The sequence below is a fragment of the Massilia sp. BHUDP2 genome (assembly GCF_046236355.1).
Taxonomy (GTDB): Bacteria; Pseudomonadota; Gammaproteobacteria; order Burkholderiales; family Burkholderiaceae_D; genus Telluria; species Telluria varians.
The window spans coordinates 1-16,016 of the sequence record NZ_JBJUVW010000005.1; the positions used below are offsets into that span (position 1 = coordinate 1).

A 16,016-nucleotide genomic window follows, 5' to 3' on the forward strand; every position below is an offset into this window, starting at 1 on the left:
TTTGTACGTATGACATCCGGGTAATTTTCTAAAAGCGCAGTTTTAGTTCATCCGGATCCGTATACTGCTCTCATGCAGACCACTCAGGACTATATGATCCGCTTCACTCGCCAGGCTTCTCACGCCTCCATGCTCTGTAGCGCGATCTGCGCTTTCCTCTTCATCTCACCCATGGCATTTGCCGAGTCCTTGCCGGTGGGATGCGATATGCGCGAACAGGCATCTATCTCGCTCACCTATACCGAGGATTTGCGCCCTGTCGGCGAGGCGACGATCAACGGCATCACGGTTCCCGCCATGCTGAGTACGGGCGCCGCAGAGTCCCTCGTGTTCAACAAAAAAATCTTGGATCGTCTCGGCATCGAAGTACGTCACGCGACCAGCAAGCTGGCCCGCGAAGACGCTCGCAATCCGAAGGGCGTCGATCTCCTGGTGGACTTCTCGCACGCCAATATCAAGGACTTGTCGATCGGCCAGGTCAAGAAGAAGGGTGGCACCTACATGGTCGAGAATTTTATGGACGACACCTTCGGGTTGCGTGTCGGCGCCGGCACGCTCCTGCAGAACGACCTCGAGATTGCCCTGGATGCCGGTTACCTGAAGTCCTTCGCCCCCAATGGCTGCATCGGTGCACATCTGGCCTACTGGGATCCGCAGGCGGTCTCGGTGCTTGCCACGGGCGACCCGTGGAAACGCGATGCGCGGGTCGTGTTCATTGCGACGATCAATGGCAAGTCCATCCATGCATTGTTGTCGACGGCGACTCCCTATTCATATCTGCCCAAAGCAGTTGGCGAGCGGCTCGGATTGACGCCGGACTCGCCCGGTGCGACGCGCGAAGCCCCCTTGCCCGGAGAGGGTCCTGACAAGCCGGTATGGAAAGTGCCGGTGCCGCTGATGTCGATCGGCGCACTGGAAGTAAAGAATCTCGAGCTGCGCCTGATGGACCTGGCTCACCAGGGCCAAATAATGGTATTGGGCGCCGATTTCCTACATCGTTATCGCATCTATATTGCCATGGAGCAGAAGCGGATCTATTTTTCGCCGATCACCACGCCACAGGTCCTGAAGCGCGGTTCCGTGCAAGTGATCCCCCAGCCCCTGGATTGAGTTCACGGCCAGGAGGTGCTGGTGGGAAAGCAAGTTAGCAAACGTAACTTCGATGTGCATCCATCCTGCCCACACCTACACTGAACTCAGGTTCACCGTTAGGGGGCTTAGATGACTACTCGAAGCATTAGTGTGTTGAAACGATGCGCGGCCGGCCTACTGCTGGCCGCCGGACTCGGTGGCTGTGCGGTATACGGGCCGCCCTATGCCGGCTACGACCCGTATTATGGCGGAGGCTACTCCAGCTACGTCGGACCACCGGTCGAATTGAACCTGGGTCTTGGCTATTACGATGCGCCGCGCCGTGGCTACCATCGCGGTCACGGCTGGCGTGACGACCGCGGATACGACCGCGGCCGCGGTCGCGGCCACTGGCGCCGCTGATCATCTGCAAAGCCCGCCTCCTGCGGGCTTTTTGCTGTGCCAGGCGCCATCGGGCGGCGCCTGCCTCTCCTGAACTCCTAGGTCCCCTGGCCGGCCTCGACCGGCTCCGCTTCCTTGGCCTTGGCCTGGCCGCGGCTGATGCTGTCGCCGTCGTTGCGGCGCAGGCGCCAGAACACGACTGAAGACAGCAGCGTCAGGATCGCCAGCGTCGCGAATCCGTGGTGCAGGGCCTGGGCCACCTGTTCCCGGTTGTCCTGCGCCACCGGCCCCAGGAACCAGGCGGTCACGATCGAACCGGCGGCCAGGCCGAAGCTCATCGACAGCTGCTGGAAGGAGCTCGACATCGTGCTCGCCATGCTGGTGTCCTGCGGCTCGATGTCGGCATAGGCCAGGGTGTTCATGCTCGAGAACTGCAGCGAATTGAAGAAGCCCTGCGCCAGGCTGATGGCGACGATGACGTAGAAGGGCGTGCCCGGGCCGACCAGGGTAAACATCGAAATCGTCAGGCCGATCAGCACCGTGTTCACGGTCAGCACCTGGCGGTAGCCGAAGCGTGCCAGCAGCCTGGGCGCGAACATCTTCATGCCCATCGCGGCAGCTGCGGACGGCATCATCAAGAGGCCGGATTGCCAGGCCGGCAGGCCCAGCCCGAGCTGGTACAGCAGCGGCAGCAGGAAGGGCAGGGCGCCCACGCCCAGCCGGGTGAGGAAGCCGCCGGCCACCGAGATGCGGAAGGTGCGCACCTTGAACAGGGTGAGGCGCAGCAGCGGATGCTTGATGCGCAGCGCGTGCCAGGCGTAGGTGCCCAGCAGGCCGAGCGACAGGGCCAGCAGCAGGGCGGCCGTGAGCGCGTCGAGCGTGTGCTCGCCGAATACTTCGAGCAGCCAGGACAGGATCGCCGTGCCGCTGCTGAACAGGACCAGGCCGATGACGTCGAGCGGCCGTTTCTCGTGGCCGCGGTAGTCGGGCATGTGTTTCCAGACCAGGTAGAGCGCCGCCAGGCCCACCGGCACGTTGATGAAGAAGATCATGCGCCATGTGGTCCAGTGCACGATCAGCCCGCCGACCGTCGGCCCCAGCAGCGGTCCGATCAGGGCCGGGATGATCACGAAGTTCATCGCCGCCAGCAGTTCGCTCTTGGGGAAGGTGCGCACGATGGCCAGGCGGCCGACCGGCATCATCATCGCGCCGCCCAGGCCCTGCAGCAGGCGGGCTGCGGTCATCATCTGGGCGTTGACGGACAGGCCGCACAGGATCGAGGCAATGGTGAAAGTGGAGATGGCGGTGAAGAACACGCGCCGCGTGCCGAAGCGGTCCGCCATCCAGCCGCTGAGCGGGATGCCGACGGCCAGGCCGAGGATGTAGCTGGTGACCACCGATTTCAGGCTCAGCGGCGTCACCTGCAGGCTGGCCGCGATGCTCGGAATGGCGGTATTGACGACGGTGGCGTCGAGATGCTCCATGAACAGGGCAGTCGCGACGAGCCACGGCAGGTAGCGTTTGATGGTGCTGGAATCAGTCAATCGGACCTCGTGATACCGGCAGGCCGGGCGGCCCGCCTTGGTCCGATTGTGTCATAAATCGCAAGCGGACTCCGTCCGGCTGCGACGTTCAGAATTTGTAGGCGGCCTTGGCGATGATCCAGTTCGCGCCCGCGTTCGGGCTCTTGATGCTGGCGTTCGAGTAATGCTGGTACTTCAGGCCGAAGTCCCACTTGGCGGTGGTGTAGCCCACGCCGATGTGGTCGCCGAACTGGAAGGCGGTGGACAGTTCCTTGTCCTCGTTCTTGTACAAGGTGGAGAACAGGTTCACGCCGATGCCGACCTCGCCATACAGGCCGAGCTTGCTGTCGCTCTGGTAGCGGAATACCGGAGTGAAGCCGACCACGGCGATGTTCTTGGTCCGGCCCGGCACGTTCTGGTAGGCGCGCAGGCGCCACAGGGCCAGGTTGGTTTCCCAGTAGCCCGACAGGTGGTAGCCGTTGCGGGCGAACCAGCGTTGGTCCCAGTCGTTCTGGACGGCGACGCGCAGCATGCGCTGCTGGGGATTGGTGCCGAACTCGAGCGACGCCGAGTCGGCCCAGCCGCCGAGGGCCTGGGCGTGTGCGGCCTGGGCGCTGAACGCCAGTGCGAGGGTGGCGGCAATGCCGGCAATGTTCTTCACAGTAGGCATATTCTTCTTTCTTAACAGCGATGAAATATTGTGCAATGCACTATTGTACTAGCGAGAACAAATCGGCGCTGTCCGCCACCTTGCGCTGTCGCGCAGGTATGATAGACGCCCCGCAGAACGCATACTCTTTTCTTACTGTCGCATGACCGAACCGACCAGCACCCCCCTGTATCCGCTTGCCGCGCCGACCCAGCAGCAGCTCGCGCCCACCGTCTTGCCGCATGACCCGGTGGCGGAGCACATCGCCGCCCACCTGGGCCGGATCGATACCGTCTTCCACGATACCATCGCCGACCCGGTGCAGGTCGACATCCACGTGGTGCCGGCCAACGAGCGCACGCCCTTCCTGCGCCTGGTGACCTCGGGCATGAGCAGCCGCCCGATGAGCGTGCCGGAAGGCGCGCCGCCGTTCGGCGAACTGATGATGGCTCTGCCGGCGGACTGGAAGCTGGATGAAGCGTCGGTGCGGGACGAGCGCTGGTACTGGCCGGTGGCCCTGCTGCGCCACCTGGCGCATTATCCGCATCAGCACGCGACCTGGCTCGGCCTCGGCCACACGGTGCCGAACGGCCATCCGGCCAAGCCCTATGCCAAGGGCGTCGAATTCACCGGCGCCATCCTGCTGCCGCCGGCCTCGGCGCCGGAGGCCTTCGCCGCGCTCGAGCGCGACGGCAAGGACATCTATTTCCATTGCGTGGTGCCGCTCTATGCGGCGGAAATGGACCTGGTCAAGCGCAAGGGATTCCCGGCGCTGCTGGACGGCTTCAACGACAAGGGCGTGACCGACCTGGTCGTCCCTGGCCGCACGAATACCGTCAAGAAAAAATTCCTCGGACTGTTCTGATGACGACCATCGCCTTCCTCGGGATCGGTCTGATGGGAAGGCCGATGGCGGCCCGTCTGGCCCAGCCTGGCTACCCGGTGCGCGCCTGGAACCGGACCCACGCCAAGGCCGAGGCGCTGCGCGGCAGCGGGGCAGAGCCCGTCGCAGACCTGGGCGCGGCGGTACGCGGGGCGCAAGTGGTCATCTCCATGCTCGAGGCCGGGCCGGTGGTGGGCGCCGTGCTCGACGCCGCCTTGCCCGCGCTCGCGCCGGGCACGCTGTGGATCGACATGAGTTCGACCCGGCATGACGAAGCGCTGGCCTTCCAGGCGCGCCTGGTGGCCCAGGGCTGCCGCTTCATGGATGCGCCGGTGTCGGGCGGCGTCGGCGGCGCCGAAGCGGGGACGCTGGCCATCATGGCCGGCGGCGAGGCGGCGGATTTTTACCAGGTGGTAAAAATTTTGGAGGCGATGGGCAAGCCCCAGCGCGTCGGGCCGGTGGGCAGCGGCCAGGTGGCCAAGCTGTGCAACCAGCTGATCGTGGGCGCCACGCTGAACGTGGTGGCCGAGGCGCTGCTGCTGGCGCAGGCCGCAGGCGCCGATCCGGCCGCGGTGCGCGAGGCAATCCGCGGCGGATTCGCGGGCAGCCGGATCCTCGAGGTGCACGGGCAGCGCATGCTGGAGCGGAATTTCGTGCCGGGCGGGCAGGTCAAGAGCCAGCTGAAGGATTTGCGGAACGTGTTGGCGGCGGCGGAAGCGGCGGGCTTGACGCTGCCGGTGACGGAACTGGTGACGCGGCAGTACGAGACGATCGAAGCTAGCTTGCCGACGGCGGATCATGCGGCGGCCTTGCTGGCGCTGGAGCAGATGAATCCGGGAATTCGGCTCGGGAATTCAGCAGACCAGCTGTCGTAGGGTGGACGGCTTCGCCGTCCACGCGTTCAACCAGCAATAGAACAGCCGAGCAGGCAGCAGTACCATGGTTTGAACGCGCGGTCGGCAGAGCCGACCACCCTACGCGGGTAAACTCATCTCCACCAGCCTCACCCAATAACTCGCCCCGATCGGCAGCAAATTGTCATTGAAGTCATAACTGGTGTTATGCAACTGGCACGGCCCCAGCCCATGCCCGCCTGCGCGGTGCGCCCCGTCGCCATTACCGAGGAACACATAGCACCCCGGCTTTTCCTGCAGCATGAAGGCAAAGTCTTCCGCCCCCATGGTCGGTTCGACCTGCGTATCCACGCGATCCGCCCCCACCACCGCCCGCATCGCCTCGACCGCGAAGGCCGTCTGCTCCGGATGGTTGATCAGCGGCGGATAATTGCGCTTGAAACTGAAGTCGACCGAGGCATTGAAGGCCGCGGCGACGCCGGTCGCGATCTCTTCCATGCGGCGCTGGATCAGATCCAGTACCTCATACGAGAACGTCCGCACAGTGCCCACCAGTTCCGCTTCGTCGGGAATCACGTTGGTGGCGCTGCCGGCATGGATCTGGGTGATCGACAGCACCGCCGATTCCAGCGGATTCTTTTCGCGCGACACGATGGTCTGCCAGGCCTGGGCGATCTGCACCGCCACCATCACCGGGTCGATGCCGCGGTGCGGCTGCGCCGCATGGGCGCCCTTGCCGCGCACGCTCACGCGGAATTCGTTACTGGAGGCCATCATCGGCCCGGCGACCACGCCGAAGTGCCCCTCCGGGATGCCCGGCCAGTTGTGCATGCCGTATACCGCGTCCATCGGGAACTGTTCGAACAGGCCATCAATCATCATCCGGCGCGCGCCGCCGCCGCCTTCCTCGGCCGGCTGGAAGATCAGGTAGACGGTGCCGTCGAAGTTGCGGTGCTGCGCCAGGTGCTGGGCGGCGCCGAGCAGCATGGCGGTGTGGCCGTCGTGGCCGCAGGCGTGCATCTTGCCCGGATGGCGCGATGCATGGGCGAAGCCATTGATCTCTTGCATGGGCAGCGCATCCATGTCGGCGCGCAGGCCGATCGCGCGATGCGACGTGCCGTTCTTGACGATGCCGACCACGCCGGTCACGCCCAGGCCACGCACGATCGGGATGCCCCATTCCGTCAGCTTCGCCGCCACCACGTCGGCGGTGCGCTGCTCTTCGTAGCACAGCTCCGGATGCGCGTGCAGGTCGCGCCGGATTTCCTGAAGTTCCGGCAGGTAGGCCAGGATTGGTTCAACGAGTTTCATCTGTCCCTCCGTTTTTTGTCATGCTTGCATTGCATGCCTTGAACCATTGTAGCCTGCCTCAAACACCCAGTGAAAGAGGAGGGGACGGACCTCCCCAAGATCGTATAAAGTATTGGTTTCACGAAGTATTTTCCGCCGATCCCACCCCATGCCAGTTACACAAGTCCGCGCCGCCTGCCCCCACGATTGCCCCGATACCTGCGCCATCCTCGTCACCGTCGATGATGGCGTGGCGCTTGAGGTAAAGGGCGATCCGGAGCATCCGACCACGGCGGGCGTGCTGTGCACCAAGGTGTCGCGCTACGTGGAGCGCACCTACCACCCGGACCGCGTGCTGTACCCGATGCGCCGCGTCGGCCGCAAGGGCGAAGGCAAATTCGAGCGCATCACCTGGGGTGAGGCCATCGACGAGATCGCCGAGCGCCTCGGCACGATCGCCGCCCGCGATCCGCAAGCCATTCTCCCCTACAGCTATGCCGGCACCATGGGACTGGTGCAGGGCGATTCGATGTCTTTACGCTTCTTCAACAAGCTCGGGGCCTCGCAGCTGGACCGCACCATCTGCGCCACTGCCGGCGCCACCGGCTACAAGTACACCATCGGCGGCTCGATCGGCACCGACATCGAGCACTTCCAGGATGCCAAGCTGATCCTGATCTGGGGCGGCAACCCGATCGCGTCCAACCTGCACCTGTGGATGCGCGTCCAGGAAGCCAAGCGCCGCGGCGCCAGGCTGATCGCGATCGATCCCTATCGCTCGCTGACGGCCGAGAAGTGCCACCAGCACATTTCTCTGCTGCCCGGTACGGATGCCGCGCTGGCGCTGGGCATGATGCACGTGCTCATCACCGAAGACCTGGTCGACCACGACTACGTGGCGAAGTACACGCTGGGCTACGAAGAACTGAAACAGCGCGCGCTGGAATGGACGCCGGCGCGCACCGCCGAGACCTGCGGCATCACGGCCATCGAGGTGATCGAACTGGCACGCCTGTACGGCCAGACCGCGAAGAGCGGCGAGGGCGCGGCGATCCGCATGAACTACGGCCTGCAGCGCGTGCGCGGCGGCGGCATGGCGGTGCGCAATATCGCCTGCCTGCCGGCCCTGGTCGGCGCCTGGCGCCACCGGGCGGGTGGGGTGCAGCTGTCGACCTCGGGGTCCTTCCCGGCCAACCGTCCCTTCCTGCAGCGCCCGGACCTCTTGGCGGGCCGCATGGCGCGCACCATCAACATGACCACCATCGGCGACGACCTGCTCAAGGAGGCCTCGCCCGAATTCGGCCCGAAGATCGAGGCCGTCATCGTCTATAACGCCAACCCGCTGGCGATCGCCCCGGATTCGGCGAAAGTGCAGCAGGGCTTCGAGCGCGAAGACCTGTTCACCGTGGTGCTGGAACACTTCCAGACCGACAGCGCCGACTATGCCGACATCCTGTTGCCGGCCACCACCCAGCTCGAGCACGTCGATGCGCACCTGGCCTACGGCCACCTGTACATGATGGCGAACAACGCGGCGATCGCGCCGATCGGCGAAGCGAAACCGAACACCGAGTTCTTCCGCCTGCTGGCCGCGCGCATGGGCTTCGACGACCCCTGCTTCCAGGAGTCCGACGACCAACTGGCCGCCCAGGCTTTTGATAAGCGCCATGAGCGCGCGGTGCACTTCGACTGGGACGCGCTCAAGCGCAAGGGCTGGCAGAAACTCGACATGCCCGAGGCGCCCTTCGCCGAAGGCGGCTTCCCGACCCCGTCGGGCAAGTGCGAATTTTATTCGAGCAGCATGGCGCGCGACGGGCTCGATCCGGTCCCGGCCTATATTCCGCCGTATGAATCGGCCGCTTCCAATCCGGAACTGGCCCGGAAGTATCCGCTGGCGATGATCTCGCCTCCGGCAAGGAACTTCCTCAACTCGACCTTTGTCAATGTACAGAGCCTACGCGCAACTGAGGGCGAGCCGCACCTCGACATCCACCCGAACGACGCCGCACGACGCGGCATCCTGCACGGTGACATGGCGCGTATCTTCAACGACCGCGGCTCGTTCGTCGCCCGTGCACGCGTCACCGACAAGGCGCGCGAAGGACTGGTGGTGGGCTTGTCGATCTGGTGGAAGAAACTCGCCAGCGACGGCAAGAACGCCAATGAAGTCACCAGCCAGCGATTGACCGACATGGGCAGGGCGCCCACTTTCTACGACACCCTGGTGCAGGTCGAAAAGGCCGCGCCTTCAATGCGAGATGAAATCCACCACTAGATTTTCCCGGGCCTTCCGGCCATTCATGGCCGCTACCGCCGCGGCCCTGATGTTGTCAAGCTGCTCATCCCTCTCTTACTACACCCAGGCCGCACAAGGCCAGCTCGAACTGCTGACGGATTCCCGTCCGATCGATGCCTGGCTGGCCGATCCCTCCACCAATACCAAGCTGCGCCACCGCCTGGAAGCGGCACGCCAGATCCGCCGCTACGCGATCCAGGAAATGAAGCTGCCCGACAACGGCAGCTACACCAACTTCACCAACATCAAGCGTCCCTACGTGCTGTGGAACGTGGTCGCCACGCCCGAGCTGTCGTTGAAACCCATGCAGTGGTGCTTCCCGGTGGCCGGCTGCGTGAACTACCGCGGTTACTACAGCAAGCAGGAAGCCCAAGCCTATGCGAAACAGCTGCGCAGCCAGGGCCACGACGTGGAAGTGGGCGGCGTCAGTGCCTACTCGACCCTGGGCTGGTTCAGCGACCCCCTGATCTCGACCTTCATCCACTACCCGGACGCCGAGCTGGCGCGCCTGATCTTCCACGAGCTGGCGCACCAGGTGGTGTACGTACCGGGCGATTCGAAGTTCAACGAGTCCTTCGCCAGCGCGGTGGAGCAGGCCGGCGTCGAAGGCTGGCTGGAACGCTTCGGCAACGAGGCCATGGTCGAGGCCTTCGAGCGCTACACCGCGCGCAAGAAGGATTTCATGGCGCTGCTGGTGCGCTACCGCGGCGAGCTGGAGAAGCTCTATGCCAGCGACATGAGCCGCGACGACAAGCGCGCCACCAAGACGCGGCTGTTCATCGCGCTGAAGGACGACTACCAGGTGCTGAAGGCGAACTGGGGCGGCTACGCGGGCTACGACCGCTTCTTCGCCGAGCCGCTGTCGAACGCCCACCTGGCCTCGATCGCCACCTACAACGACTTCGTCCCGGCCTTCCGCGCGCTGCTGCGCAAGGAGCGCAGCTGGACCGCTTTCTACAAGTCGGTCAACCAGATCGCCAAGCTCGACAAGCTTGAGCGGCACCGCGTGCTGGCCAGGCTGGCGGCGCCGGCCCCAACCGCGCCGCTCGTGGTGCAGCGCACCATGGGCGAGGTCGCCAGTACGGGGAAATAAACGCATATAGAGGACCCGTTCCAATCGACTTAAAAGAACTTGCGCGCATTGGCGCTGCCCGATAGCATCACAAGCAGGCGATAGCAAAGGCGCAATCCTGGACTGCGCACGCTCGGACCACCACGATAACTATTCGAGACAAAAGGGCATCCGATGGACAAAATTTGGCTGAAGTCGTACCCCCCGAACGTACCAAGCGAGATCAACCCTGACCAGTACGCGTCGCTGGTGCACATGCTGGAGGAATCCTTCAGCAAGTACGCCGACCGCAACGCCTATGTGTGCATGGACAAGTTCCTGACCTACGGCGAGCTGGATGCCTATTCGAAGAAGCTGGCGGCCTGGCTGCAGAGCCGCGGCATGGAGCGCGGTGCGCGGGTGGCGATCATGATGCCGAACGTGCTGCAGTACCCGATCGCGATCGCGGCCGTACTGCGCGCCGGCTACACCGTGGTCAACGTCAACCCGCTGTACACGCCGCGCGAGCTCGAGCACCAGATCAAGGACTCGGGCAGCGAAGCGATCATCGTGCTCGAGAACTTCGCGAACACGGTGCAGCAGGTGATCGGCAAGACCCCGCTCAAGCACGTGGTGGTGGCGAGCATGGGCGAGATGCTGGGCGGCGCCAAGGGCATGCTGGTCAACTTCGTGGTCCGTAACATCAAGAAGATGGTGCCGGAGTACTCGCTGCCGAACATGGTGCGCTTCAAGGAAGCCCTGTCGCAGGGCGCCAGGATGCCGTTCTCGAAGGTCGAGCTCAAGTCCTCGGACATCGCCTTCCTGCAGTACACCGGCGGCACCACTGGCGTGTCGAAAGGCGCGACGCTCACGCACCGCAACGTGATCGCCAACGTGCTGCAGACCGAAGCCTGGTCGGCGCCGGCGATGGGGCAGTCGAACGAGCAGACCGTGATCGTCTGCGCGCTGCCGCTGTACCACATCTTCGCGCTGACGGCCTGCGCGATGTGGGGCATGCGCACCGGCGCGCTGAACATCCTGATCGTGAACCCGCGCGACATCCCGGGCTTCATCAAGGAGCTGGGCAAGTACAAGATCAACATGCTGCCGGCCGTGAACACGCTGTACAACGCGCTGGTGAACCATCCGGATATCGGCACCGTGGACTTCTCGGGCCTGAAGGTGTCGAACGGCGGCGGCATGGCGGTGCAGAAGGCCGTCAACGACAAGTGGAAGCAGGTCACGGGCACCGCGATCATCGAAGGCTACGGCCTGTCCGAGACCGCGCCGGTGGCCACCTGCAACCGCGCCGACGTGAAGGAATTCACCGGTACCATCGGCCTGCCGATCCCGTCCACCGACATCGCGATCCTGGACGACGAAGGCAAGCAGATGGGCATCGGCCAGATCGGCGAGATCGCGATCCGTGGCCCGCAGGTGATGGCCGGCTACTGGAACCGCCCGGACGAAACCGCCAAGGTCATGACGCCGGACGGCTTCTTCAAGTCGGGCGACGTCGGCATCATGGACGCGGACGGCTACGTGAAGATCGTCGACCGCAAGAAGGACATGATCCTGGTCTCGGGCTTCAACGTCTACCCGAACGAGCTGGAAGGCGTGATCGCCGGCCACCCGGGCGTGCTGGAATGCGCCGTGATCGGCGTACCGGACGAGCATTCCGGCGAAGCGGTGAAGGTGTTCGTGGTGCGCAAGGACCCGAACCTGACCGCCGAGCAGCTGATGGACTACTGCAAGCAGCAGTTCACCGGCTACAAGAAACCGAAGTACATCGAGTTCCGCGACGAGCTGCCGAAGACCAACGTCGGCAAGATCCTGCGCCGCGCACTGCGGGACGAGAAGAAGCAGGCGGAAACCGCCTGACGGCAGCATGACGGCCGGCGCAGCATGCCGGCCCGCGGAAGCCGCCCCGAAGCTGCCATGCTCCGGGCGGCTTCGCGTTTTAATGGACATAGCATCAGATACAGAAGGTGAGGCACGGATGGACAAGTTTTGGCTCAAGTCGTACGAGGGCGGCGTACCTGCGGAGATCGACCCCACGCAGTACCGCTCCCTGACGCATCTGCTGGAGGAGGCGTTCCGCAAGTACGCCGACCGCAAGGCCTATGCGTGCATGGGCAAGACGCTCACCTTCGCCGAACTGGACCGCCTGTCGGGCCGCATGGCGGCATGGCTGCAGGCCAGGGGCCTGAAGCCGGGCGCACGCGTGGCCATCATGCTGCCGAACGTGCTGCAATACCCGGTGGCGATGGCCGCCGTGCTGCGCGCCGGCTACGTGATCGTCAACGTCAATCCGCTCTACACCCCGCGCGAGCTGCAGCACCAGCTGAAGGATTCCGGCGCCGAGGCCATCGTGGTGCTGGAGAACTTCGCGCACACGCTGGAGCAGGTGATCGGTAACACCGAGGTCAAGCACGTGGTCGTGGCCAGCATGGGCGACCTGCTGGGCGGCTTGAAGGGCACGCTGGTCAACCTGGTGGTCCGCAAGGTCAAGAAGATGGTGCCGGCCTGGTCGCTGCCGGGTTCGATCGGCTTCAAGCGCATGCTGGCGGAAGCTTCGGGCGCGACCCTGCGTCCGGTCGCCATCGGCCACGACGACATCGCCTTCCTGCAGTACACCGGCGGCACCACCGGCGTCTCGAAAGGCGCGGTGCTGCTGCACAAGCACGTGATCGCCAACGTGCTGCAGAACGAAGCCTGGTTCGCCCCGACCCTGAGCAAACTGAAGGCTGGCGAACAGCCGCAGTTCGTGTGCGCGCTGCCGCTGTACCACATCTATGCGCTGACCGTGTGCGCCCTGCTGGGCCTGCGCGTGGGCGGCATGAACCTTCTGATTCCGAATCCGCGCGACATCCCGGGCTTCATCAAGGAACTGAGCGACTACCGCATCAACATCTTCCCGGCCGTGAACACGCTGTACAACGGCCTGGTGAACAACCCGGAATTCGCCAAGCTCGACTTCTCGGGCCTGCTGGTGTGCCCGGGCGGCGGCATGGCGGTGCAAAAGGCCGTGGCGGACAAATGGCTGCAAATGACCGGCATCCCGATCGTGGAAGGCTATGGCCTGTCCGAGACCTCGCCGGTGGTCACCGCGAACCGCTGCGACATCACCGACTTCACCGGCACCATCGGCCTGCCGCTGCCCTCGACCGAGATCCGCATCCTGGACGAAGCCGGCAACGAAGTCCCCTTCGGCACCGCCGGCGAGATCGCGGTGCGCGGCCCGCAGGTGATGGCCGGCTACTGGCAGCGCGACGACGAGACCGCCAAGGTCATGACCGCGGACGGCTTCTTCAAGACCGGCGACGTCGGCATCATGGACGAGAAGGGCTATACCCGCATCGTCGACCGCAAGAAGGACATGATCCTGGTGTCGGGCTTCAACGTCTACCCGAACGAGATCGAAGGCGTGGTCGCGGCGATGCCGGGCGTGCTGGAAGTGGCCTGCGTGGGCGTGCCGGACAAGAATTCGGGCGAGGCGGTCAAGCTGTACATCGTGAAGAAGGATGCCGCGCTCACCAGCGAGCAGGTGATGGCCTTCTGCAAGGAGCAGTTCACGGGCTACAAGCGGCCGAAGTACGTGGAGTTCCGCGAGACGCTGCCGAAGACCAACGTGGGCAAGATCCTGCGGCGCGAGCTGCGCGACGAGAAGACCTCGGCCTGACGAGCCGACAAGGACAGCAAGGAGACCAAGGATGCTGGACGCGAAGAAAACGACTCCCCTGACGGCACGCAAGCTGGCCTTGCTGCTCCTGATCGCCACCGGCGCCGGCCTGCTGTCGGTGCTGTTCGGCACCGCCGTCGCGCTGATCCTGGACCAGGCGGGCTACACGCTTAGCACGAACGGCGAACATGCCGTGCGCCTGGGCCTGCTCGGTTTCTTGATCGGATGGGGGCCGCGCTACCTGCTGCCGCGCCTCGGCCTGCGCGCTTGAATCGCTAGCCCAGGCGCTCGGCGCCGGCCACCCCGTCGGCCACGCGGAACGCAGCCAGTTCCGCGATGGCCGATTTCGCATCCCGCACGTCGTCCAGTCCCATGAAGTGCGTCACTGTCTGCTTCGGCGTGATCTCCAGCAGCATGTAGCCACGCTTGTCGCTGCGCCCGTACAGCATGTGCGGGTTGTTCTCCATGTGCGCCAGCGTGCGCTCCTGCGAGCGTGAACTCGAGGTCACCGAGGTGCCCACGAACTCGGTCGCCACCACCGCGTTCTGCTTCGACACCGGCTTCGAGAAATCCGGCCGCAGCGCGGTCGCATAGAAGGTGTGCACATCGCCGCCCAGCACCAGCGGATTGTGCACGCCCTGCCTGACGATCGTGTCCAGCAGGCGCCGGCGCGCCGCCGGGTAGCCGTCCCAGCCATCGGTCCAGAAGCGGCCGTCCTCCGGTTTCACGACCGGTACGCTGCTCGACTGCGCCATCAGGGTCTGCTGCGCCAGGATGTTCCATGTTGCGCGCGAGCTTGCCAGTCCCGACTCCAGCCAGGCCTCCTGTTCCGCGCCCAGCATCGTGCGGCGCGGATCGCGCAGGGCCTCGCAGGCGCGCGCGAACACGGCGTTCGAGCCGCCCTGGGTGGCGGACTTGGTGCAGGCCTGCGGCGAACGGTACTGGCGGTCGTCGAGCACGTGGAAGCGCGCCAGCCGGCCCCAGTCGACGCGCTGGAACAGTTCCACTTTCGCAAACCCGTCGCGCCTGACCGAAGGCAGGCGCAATGGCATGTGCTCATAAAAAGCCTGGTAGGCCGCCGCGCGGCGGGTGGCGAAGTCCTGGGCCAGGCGCTCGTCGCGCAGGGCGGCGTAGTCGTTGCCCACCTCGTGGTCGTCCCAGGTCACGATCCAGGGCGCCGCGGCATGCGCGGCCTGCAGGTCCGGGTCACTTTTGTACTGGGCATAGCGCTTGCGATAATCGGACAGCGTGAACGACTCGTCGCTGCGGACCGCACGCGCGGGATGGCGCAGCTGGTAGGGGCCCCACTCGTAGATGTAGTCGCCCAGGAAGGCGACCAGGTCGGGACTGCTTGCCGCGATGTGGCGGTGCGCGGCATAGCTGCCGAACTCCCAGTGCTGGCAGGACGCCACCGCCAGCTTGAGCTGGCCGGGCATCTCGTCCCTGCCTGGCGCCGTGCGGGTGCGGCCGACCGGGCTGACGGCGTCGCCCAGCATGAAGCGGTACCAGTACCAGCGGCCCGGCGCCAGGTCTTTCACGTCGACGTGCACGCTGTGGGCGAGCTCCGGCCCGGCCACTGCCGTGCCTTTCGCGGCGATGCTGCGGAAGGCCTCGTCGTGCGCGACTTCCCAGCGCACCGTCATCGCGACCGGCGGCGTGGATTCCGCCTTGAGCGGCTCGCTCAGGATGCGCGTCCACAGGATGACGGAATCGGGCAGCGGCGAGCCCGAAGCGACGCCCAGGCTGAACGGGTAGGGGCCTTTCGCGGACGAGGCGCAGGCGCCCAGGCTGGCGGCGGACAGCGCGGCCGAGAGCCGCGCGGCGTCGAGCAGGAACAGCCGGCGCGACGTCATCAGTCGTGGCTGATCAGCGAATCGAGTGGCGGCAGTTGGCGCGGCTTGCGGTCCGGACCGGTGGCGACATAGGTCAGCTGCGCCTCGGTGACTTTCACGACATCCGCCTGCAGGCGGTTGCGCTCGGCATAGACCTCGACGCACACGGTGATCGAGGTATTGCCGACCTTGACGATCTCGGCGTAGAAGGACAGCAGGTCGCCCACGAACACCGGCTGCTTGAACAGGAAGGAGTTCACGGCGATGGTGGCCACGCGTCCGTTCGCGCGGCGGGTGGCCGGCAGCGAGCCGGCGACGTCGACCTGGGCCATGATCCAGCCGCCGAACACGTCCCCGTACACGTTGGCGTCGGACGGCGCGGGCATCACGCGCAGTTCGGGCATCTTGCCTTCGGGCAGGCGGGTGCGTGGGGCGGCGGCATTTTGTGGCGTGGTCATCTTGAATTCTCGGTAAAAGCTACAA

General features: G+C 65.0%; 13 protein-coding genes. 8 read left to right on the plus strand and 5 right to left on the minus strand.

The features are described 5' to 3' along the window. Positions 1 to 72 precede the first annotated feature (72 nt). The gene (locus ACK6C6_RS24195) at positions 73 to 1,110 is read left to right on the plus strand and encodes an aspartyl protease family protein (protein ID WP_409269724.1); all 1,038 of its coding nucleotides are present in this window, start codon (positions 73 to 75) and stop codon (positions 1,108 to 1,110) included. Positions 1,111 to 1,571: 461 nt separating this feature from the next. Here the strand turns inward: ACK6C6_RS24195 and ACK6C6_RS24200 are convergent, their stop codons facing one another. Both ACK6C6_RS24200 and ACK6C6_RS24205 read right to left on the minus strand, forming a co-directional pair. After that, positions 1,572 to 3,017 (minus strand): DHA2 family efflux MFS transporter permease subunit, encoded by a 1,446-nt coding sequence (locus ACK6C6_RS24200; protein WP_409269725.1) that lies wholly within the window; start codon positions 3,015 to 3,017, stop codon positions 1,572 to 1,574. A gap of 88 nt (positions 3,018 to 3,105) precedes the next feature. Continuing rightward, the gene (locus ACK6C6_RS24205) at positions 3,106 to 3,666 is read right to left on the minus strand and encodes an acyloxyacyl hydrolase (RefSeq protein WP_409269726.1); all 561 of its coding nucleotides are present in this window, start codon (positions 3,664 to 3,666) and stop codon (positions 3,106 to 3,108) included. A 142-nt stretch (positions 3,667 to 3,808) separates the two neighbouring features. Between ACK6C6_RS24205 and ACK6C6_RS24210 the strand changes: the two genes are divergently transcribed. Then, positions 3,809 to 4,510 carry a suppressor of fused domain protein gene (locus ACK6C6_RS24210; protein WP_409269727.1) on the plus strand — a complete coding sequence of 234 codons (702 nt, stop codon included), beginning with the start codon at positions 3,809 to 3,811 and terminating at the stop codon, positions 4,508 to 4,510. Continuing rightward, complete coding sequence (locus ACK6C6_RS24215; protein WP_409269728.1) at positions 4,510 to 5,403, plus strand: NAD(P)-dependent oxidoreductase; 894 nt, start codon at positions 4,510 to 4,512, stop codon at positions 5,401 to 5,403. Before ACK6C6_RS24210 ends, ACK6C6_RS24215 begins: the two co-directional genes overlap by 1 nt. Positions 5,404 to 5,502: 99 nt before the next feature. Here the strand turns inward: ACK6C6_RS24215 and ACK6C6_RS24220 are convergent, their stop codons facing one another. Beyond that, positions 5,503 to 6,693: a M20 aminoacylase family protein gene (locus tag ACK6C6_RS24220; protein ID WP_209587025.1), complete on the minus strand. Its 1,191-nt coding sequence runs from the start codon at positions 6,691 to 6,693 to the stop codon at positions 5,503 to 5,505. Between the two features lie 148 nt (positions 6,694 to 6,841). Between ACK6C6_RS24220 and ACK6C6_RS24225 the strand changes: the two genes are divergently transcribed. From ACK6C6_RS24225 to ACK6C6_RS24245, 5 genes are all read left to right on the plus strand, one after another. Then, complete coding sequence (locus ACK6C6_RS24225; protein ID WP_409269730.1) at positions 6,842 to 8,947, plus strand: molybdopterin-dependent oxidoreductase; 2,106 nt, start codon at positions 6,842 to 6,844, stop codon at positions 8,945 to 8,947. A 25-nt stretch (positions 8,948 to 8,972) separates the two neighbouring features. Continuing rightward, positions 8,973 to 10,061, plus strand: a complete 1,089-nt coding sequence (locus tag ACK6C6_RS24230; protein ID WP_409269731.1) for an aminopeptidase — start codon at positions 8,973 to 8,975, stop codon at positions 10,059 to 10,061. A 153-nt stretch (positions 10,062 to 10,214) separates the two neighbouring features. Further along, positions 10,215 to 11,900 (plus strand): long-chain-fatty-acid--CoA ligase, encoded by a 1,686-nt coding sequence (locus ACK6C6_RS24235; RefSeq protein WP_209587028.1) that lies wholly within the window; start codon positions 10,215 to 10,217, stop codon positions 11,898 to 11,900. 118 nt (positions 11,901 to 12,018) lie between these two features. Further along, positions 12,019 to 13,701 carry a long-chain-fatty-acid--CoA ligase gene (locus tag ACK6C6_RS24240; protein ID WP_409269732.1) on the plus strand — a complete coding sequence of 561 codons (1,683 nt, stop codon included), beginning with the start codon at positions 12,019 to 12,021 and terminating at the stop codon, positions 13,699 to 13,701. Between the two features lie 31 nt (positions 13,702 to 13,732). After that, positions 13,733 to 13,972, plus strand: a complete 240-nt coding sequence (locus ACK6C6_RS24245; protein ID WP_409269733.1) for a hypothetical protein — start codon at positions 13,733 to 13,735, stop codon at positions 13,970 to 13,972. Between the two features lie 4 nt (positions 13,973 to 13,976). Here the strand turns inward: ACK6C6_RS24245 and ACK6C6_RS24250 are convergent, their stop codons facing one another. Together ACK6C6_RS24250 and ACK6C6_RS24255 are read right to left on the minus strand one after the other, a co-directional pair. Continuing rightward, entirely contained in the window at positions 13,977 to 15,554 is a 1,578-nt protein-coding gene (locus ACK6C6_RS24250; RefSeq protein ID WP_409269735.1) for an alkaline phosphatase D family protein, read from the minus strand. Continuing rightward, positions 15,554 to 15,991 (minus strand): acyl-CoA thioesterase, encoded by a 438-nt coding sequence (locus ACK6C6_RS24255; protein ID WP_209587055.1) that lies wholly within the window; start codon positions 15,989 to 15,991, stop codon positions 15,554 to 15,556. Before ACK6C6_RS24255 ends, ACK6C6_RS24250 begins: the two co-directional genes overlap by 1 nt. Positions 15,992 to 16,016: the final 25 nt, after the last annotated feature.

Excerpts from the sequence above, each read along its gene's own strand:
- ACK6C6_RS24195 (WP_409269724.1), top strand. The coding sequence starts at position 73 with ATGCAGACCACTCAGGACTATATGATCCGCTTCACTCGCCAGGCTTCT.
- ACK6C6_RS24205 (WP_409269726.1), bottom strand. The coding sequence starts at position 3,666 with ATGCCTACTGTGAAGAACATTGCCGGCATTGCCGCCACCCTCGCACTG.
- ACK6C6_RS24210 (WP_409269727.1), top strand. The coding sequence starts at position 3,809 with ATGACCGAACCGACCAGCACCCCCCTGTATCCGCTTGCCGCGCCGACC.
- ACK6C6_RS24215 (WP_409269728.1), top strand. The coding sequence starts at position 4,510 with ATGACGACCATCGCCTTCCTCGGGATCGGTCTGATGGGAAGGCCGATG.
- ACK6C6_RS24220 (WP_209587025.1), bottom strand. The coding sequence starts at position 6,693 with ATGAAACTCGTTGAACCAATCCTGGCCTACCTGCCGGAACTTCAGGAA.
- ACK6C6_RS24225 (WP_409269730.1), top strand. The coding sequence starts at position 6,842 with ATGCCAGTTACACAAGTCCGCGCCGCCTGCCCCCACGATTGCCCCGAT.
- ACK6C6_RS24230 (WP_409269731.1), top strand. The coding sequence starts at position 8,973 with ATGGCCGCTACCGCCGCGGCCCTGATGTTGTCAAGCTGCTCATCCCTC.
- ACK6C6_RS24235 (WP_209587028.1), top strand. The coding sequence starts at position 10,215 with ATGGACAAAATTTGGCTGAAGTCGTACCCCCCGAACGTACCAAGCGAG.
- ACK6C6_RS24240 (WP_409269732.1), top strand. The coding sequence starts at position 12,019 with ATGGACAAGTTTTGGCTCAAGTCGTACGAGGGCGGCGTACCTGCGGAG.
- ACK6C6_RS24245 (WP_409269733.1), top strand. The coding sequence starts at position 13,733 with ATGCTGGACGCGAAGAAAACGACTCCCCTGACGGCACGCAAGCTGGCC.
- ACK6C6_RS24250 (WP_409269735.1), bottom strand. The coding sequence starts at position 15,554 with ATGACGTCGCGCCGGCTGTTCCTGCTCGACGCCGCGCGGCTCTCGGCC.
- ACK6C6_RS24255 (WP_209587055.1), bottom strand. The coding sequence starts at position 15,991 with ATGACCACGCCACAAAATGCCGCCGCCCCACGCACCCGCCTGCCCGAA.